Origin of the sequence: Streptomyces palmae, assembly GCF_004684805.1 — a bacterium.
GTDB classification, from domain to species: domain Bacteria; phylum Actinomycetota; class Actinomycetes; order Streptomycetales; family Streptomycetaceae; genus Streptomyces; species Streptomyces palmae.
This window is the reverse complement of sequence record NZ_SRID01000458.1, coordinates 1-4,877: the sequence shown is the minus strand read 5'-3', so window position 1 is coordinate 4,877 and position 4,877 is coordinate 1. Positions and strand designations below refer to the sequence as shown.

The window sequence follows — 4,877 nt, the reverse complement described above, 5'->3', positions numbered from 1 at the left end:
GCCCCGGCCCGTACCGCCCGGCGGCGAGCCCCCCGTGCCGGCCGCCGCTGAAACCTCCGCGCCGGCCGAGACTCCCGGCACCGGGGCGGGCACCGCATCCACCGGCTTCGACTGGCAGCGTGCCGAGGGCGAGTTGGCCGATGTCATCCCGCCACGCTTCACCACCCCGCTGGCCGCCGACGGGGCGGACGACCCGGGCGAGGTGTCCGCCTGGGACGTGGAGCGCAGCCGGCTCAGCCTCGCCGACGTGGGCGGCATGGAGCAGGTCAAGCTCCGGCTGGAGGCCGCGTTCCTCACCCCGATGCGCAACCCGGAGCTGCGCCGGCTGTACGGCAAGAGCCTGCGCGGCGGGCTGCTGCTGTACGGCCCGCCCGGCTGCGGGAAGACCTTCATCGCCCGGGCCATCGCCGGCGAGTTGGGCGCCCGCTTCATGAACGTCAGCATCAGCGATGTGCTGGACATGTGGATCGGCAACTCCGAGCGCAATCTGCGGGAGCTCTTCGCCACCGCCCGCCGCAACGCCCCCTGCGTGGTCTTCCTCGACGAGTTGGACGCCCTCGGCGCCAAGCGCAGCCAGCTCCGCCACAGCGGCCTGCGCACCACCGTCAACCAGCTGCTGACCGAGCTGGACGGGGTGGACGGCGAGGCCAACGAGGGCCTCTTCGTGCTCGCCGCGACCAACCACCCCTGGGACGTGGACACCGCGCTGCGCCGCCCCGGCCGGCTGGACCGCACCCTGCTGGTGCTGCCGCCCGACGAGCCGGCCCGCGAGGCCATCCTCCGCCAGCACCTCAAGGACCGCCCGGTGGCCCGTATCGACCTGCGCAAACTGGTCAAGCGGACCGATGGGTTCTCCGGGGCGGACCTGCGGCACCTGTGCGAGAGCGCGGCCGAGCGGGCCCTGCTGGACTCGGTGCGCACCGGCCAGGCCCGGATGATCGGCACCGAGGACCTGCTGGCCGCGCTGGACCAGGTACGGCCCACCACCGGCCCGTGGTTCGAGACGGCGCGCAGCGTCGCCCAGTTCGCCAACGAAGGCGGCACCTACGACGAACTCCTGGGCTACCTCAAGCGCAAGCGGATGCTGTGAACCGGGCGCACCGCACCGCGGTGCCCGGGCCGAGGCTTCGAGGGAAATTCGAGGGAATCCGAGGGAATCCGAGGGAACCCGAGGGCATTCGAGGGAACACCGCACCGCCGCGCCACCACGGCGGAGACGGGGACACCACCCAGGCGCCGGCGCCGGGGGAGAACGAGAGAGCACGATGAGCAACCAGACCAAGCACCCGGACGTGGCCCGGGCCGAGGCACTGCTGGAGGTGGGCCGGCCCGAGGAGGCCCGAGCCCTGCTCTACACCTACCTGAACGTCCACCAGCACGATGCCGTCGCCTGGACGCTCACCGCCGCCTGCTTCATCGACATGCGGAAGTGGGGAGGCGCGCTGAACACCGCCGAGGTGGCGCTGCGGGTCAACCCGGAGCACGCCATGGCGCACATCCACCGCAGCACCGCACTGCTGAAGCTGGGCCGGGCGCGGGAGGCCGTGGCCGCGGCCCGGGAGGCGGGGCGGCTGGCCCCGCACCACTGGCTGCCGCACGCGGCGCTGTCCCACGCGCTGCGCGGCGCCGGCGCGTTCCCCGAGGCCCTGGCCGCCGGGGAGGAGTCGATCCGGCTGGCGCCGGAGCAGACGGTGCCGTACTTCGCCCGCTACTTCGCGCTGCTGGCCCTGGGCGAGCGGGAGCGTGCCATGCAGACCATGCACGAGGTGCTGCGGATCGACCCGGGCAACGCCAACGCGCACAACAACCTGGCCGCCGACCGCCTGGACGACAAGGGCGGCGACCTGTTCGCGGCCACCGAGGACCTGGCCATCGCACTGGCCCACAACCCCACCTCCCAGTGGTCCCGGCACAACCTGGAGGTCATCGCCTACCGGATGCTGCGCCGCGCCCGCTGGCTCGCCTTGGGCTGCCTGCTGGTTGCCCTGGCCGCGATGGTGGTGGCGGACGCCGCGCAGGAGGAGAAGCTGACCCGGCTGCCGCTGCCGTACCAACTGGCGGCGCTGGCGGTGATGGCCGGCGGCTGGGCGGTCTGGGCGGCGCGCACCTATCTGAAGCTGCCGCCCCGGATGCGCGCCCCGATGCGCGGGCTGCCCCGGCGCAGCTATCCGGCGGGGGCGATGGCGTTCGGCGCGGTCTGGTGCACGCTGTGCGCGGTGCTGTTGGTGGTCACGCCGCTGCTGGACACCTGGGCGTTCGCGGCCTTCCTGCACGCCGGCTGGGGGGTGCTGCTGCTCAGCGCGGCCTCGGCGGAGCGGGAGGTCCGACGGCGAGCGCAGGCCGTTCGGTAGCATCCCGCGTGAGGAGTTACGAGCCACGATGAGGGAGGAGTCGCCGGTGGCGGGAGAACCGCAGGCCGACTGCCTGTTCTGCAAGATCGCGGCGGGGGAGGTGCCGGCCGAGGTGATCCGGGAGACCGAGACCACCGTCGCCTTCCGCGACATAAATCCGCAGGCACCCACGCATGTCCTGGTGATCCCCAAGGCGCACCACCCGGACGCCGCCTCCCTGGCCGCCGCCGAGCCGGCCATCGCGGCGGACGTGCTGCGCGAGGCCGGCGAGGTGGCCAAGGACGAGAAGGTGGAGGGCACCGGCTTCCGGATCATCTTCAACACCGGCGCCGGCGCCGGCCAGACCGTCTTCCACGCCCACGCCCACGTGCTGGGCGGGCGCGGATTCAACTGGCCCCCCGGGTAGTCGTCTTGTCCGTACGCGAACTGGTCGTCCTGGGCACCGCCAGCCAGGTGCCCACCCGGCACCGCAACCACAACGGCTACCTGCTGCGCTGGGACGGCCAGGGCATCCTCTTCGACCCCGGGGAGGGCACCCAGCGGCAGATGCTGCGGGCCGGCGTCGCCGCCCACGACATCCACCGCATCTGCGTCACCCACTTCCACGGCGACCACTCGCTGGGCCTGGCCGGGGTCATCCAGCGGATCAACCTGGACCAGGTCTCCCACCCGGTGACCGCCTACTTCCCGGCCAGCGGCCGGCGCTTCTTCGACCGGCTGCGGTACGCCACCGCCTACCGGGAGACGGTGGAGCTGGGCGAGCATCCGGTGGCCTGCGACGGCCCGGTGGCCGAGACGCCCGGCTACGTCCTGGAAGCCCGCCGGCTCTCCCACCCGGTGGAGTCCTACGGCTACCGGCTGGTGGAGCCGGACGGCCGCCGGATACTCCCCGCCCTGCTGGCCGAGCGCGGCATCGCGGGACCGGACGTCGGACGGCTCCAGCGCACCGGATCACTGGTGGTGGACGGGCGCACGGTCACCCTGGAGGAGGTCAGCGAGGAGCGGCCCGGACAGCGCTTCGCCTTCGTGATGGACACCCGGCTGTGCGACGGGGTGTACGCGCTGGCCGAGGGGTGCGACCTGCTGGTGATCGAGTCCACCTTCCTCGACGAAGACGAGGCGCTCGCCGTGGAGCACGGCCACCTCACCGCCGGCCAGGCGGCCTCGGTGGCGGCCCGGGCGGGGGTGCGGCACCTGGTGCTGACCCACTTCTCGCAGCGCTACGACGACCCGGAGGAGTTCGCCCGGCAGGCCCGCGCGGCCGGCTACACCGGCGAACTCACCGTGGCCCGGGACCTCACGCGGGTTCCGCTCCCCAAGCGTCGTCCTCCGCTGGATCGTGGCTGACCAGGAAGGACACCACCTTCCCGGTGGGGGTGGGCTCGGACGACAGCTCCGCCACCATCGCCGACAGCAGGATCAGCCCGCGGCCGGTCTCGGCGTCCCAGGCCACCTCGGCCGGGACCGCCATCCGCGGGCTGGAGTCGTGCACCAGCACCGCCACCCCCTCCGGCCGCTCGGCCAGCGTCAGGGTGCACGGCGCACCGTGCCCGACGTGCTTGTGCACATTGGTCAGCAACTCGCTGATGCCCTGCGCCACGATCTGCCGCACGCGCTTGGGCCGCCCCCACTCGCGCAGCCGCTCGTTCGCCTGGTGCCGCACGTGCTGGATCTCCTCCGGGTGCGCGGTCACCTGCACCACGCACACCCGTGACCCGGCGCTGACCAGGGCGGTCTGTTCTGTCATGGGAGCCCTTCCAGGACCGCCGCGGCGGGGTACGTCCGACCGTGCCGTGCGCGGGGTGTTCGGGGCTCACAGAGTGGCCGGTAAGGACCATGGTGCGCAAGCGTGTTGAGAGACACAGCAAACCTCGGAAGGCGATACTGGCCGGAAACTGCCACCGTGATGCGGCACGATGGCCGGCAGACCCGCGTGCGAGCGGGGAGTAGACACGACACGCGCGGCGGCGCAGAGCGCACGCGTCGCGGCGCAGGGAACCGACCCGCGGGGAGCCCACCGTGAGCACATCCGACGCGGACCGGCCGACGGCCCCCACCGCCCCGGTCGACCCGCTGGCCGGCCTCCGCCGGGCCGGCGACCCGCCCTGGGACGTCTACCTCACCGGCACGGTCTTCCTGGACATCATCTTCACCGGACTGGACTCCGCACCGGTGCGGGGCACCGAGTCCTGGGCCCGCGGCATGGGCTCCAGCCCCGGCGGAGTCGCCAACATGGCCACCGCGCTGGCGCGGTTGGGGCTGCGCACCTCACTGGCCGCGGCCTTCGGCGACGACATGTACGGGGACTACTGCCGCGACGCCCTGGAGCACGGTGAGGGCATCGACCTCTCCCTGTCCCGCACCATCCCCGGCTGGCACTCCCCGGTCACCGTCTCGATGGCCTACGAGGGCGAGCGCACCATGGTCTCGCACGGCCACGAGGCGCCACCCGCCACCGTCCCGCCCGGGGCGCCGGCCGGACGCAGCCCCGCCGAGGCGCCCGGCGGCGCCCCCGTGCCGCTCACC

At 73.3% G+C, this 4,877-nt stretch carries 6 protein-coding genes; 5 read left to right on the top strand and 1 reads right to left on the bottom strand.

Annotated features, from left to right (window positions below; all coding sequences use genetic code 11):
• The 4 genes from E4099_RS29055 to E4099_RS29040 all read left to right on the top strand — a co-directional run.
• Positions 1 to 1,090, top strand: a 1,090-nt coding sequence (locus E4099_RS29055; RefSeq protein ID WP_135342099.1) for an ATP-binding protein, incomplete at its 5' end; no start/stop codon positions are given.
• A gap of 175 nt (positions 1,091 to 1,265) precedes the next feature.
• Positions 1,266 to 2,351, top strand: coding sequence for a tetratricopeptide repeat protein (locus tag E4099_RS29050; RefSeq protein ID WP_135342098.1), 1,086 nt, complete (start codon positions 1,266 to 1,268; stop codon positions 2,349 to 2,351).
• A gap of 46 nt (positions 2,352 to 2,397) precedes the next feature.
• Positions 2,398 to 2,757, top strand: a complete 360-nt coding sequence (locus E4099_RS29045; protein WP_135342100.1) for a histidine triad nucleotide-binding protein — start codon at positions 2,398 to 2,400, stop codon at positions 2,755 to 2,757.
• Between the two features lie 5 nt (positions 2,758 to 2,762).
• A complete protein-coding gene (locus E4099_RS29040) occupies positions 2,763 to 3,698 on the top strand; it encodes a ribonuclease Z (protein ID WP_135342097.1) in 936 nt (311 codons plus the stop codon).
• Here the strand turns inward: E4099_RS29040 and E4099_RS29035 are convergent.
• Positions 3,649 to 4,098: an ATP-binding protein gene (locus E4099_RS29035; RefSeq protein ID WP_135342096.1), complete on the bottom strand. Its 450-nt coding sequence runs from the start codon at positions 4,096 to 4,098 to the stop codon at positions 3,649 to 3,651. The genes E4099_RS29040 and E4099_RS29035 overlap by 50 nt on opposite strands.
• Positions 4,099 to 4,370: 272 nt before the next feature.
• Between E4099_RS29035 and E4099_RS29030 the strand changes: the two genes are divergently transcribed.
• On the top strand, positions 4,371 to 4,877 hold a 507-nt coding region (locus E4099_RS29030), incomplete at its 3' end, for a PfkB family carbohydrate kinase (protein ID WP_245245281.1).

Coding starts and splice junctions, on each gene's coding strand:
- E4099_RS29050 (WP_135342098.1), top strand. CDS start 1,266: ATGAGCAACCAGACCAAGCACCCGGACGTGGCCCGGGCCGAGGCACTG.
- E4099_RS29035 (WP_135342096.1), bottom strand. CDS start 4,098: ATGACAGAACAGACCGCCCTGGTCAGCGCCGGGTCACGGGTGTGCGTG.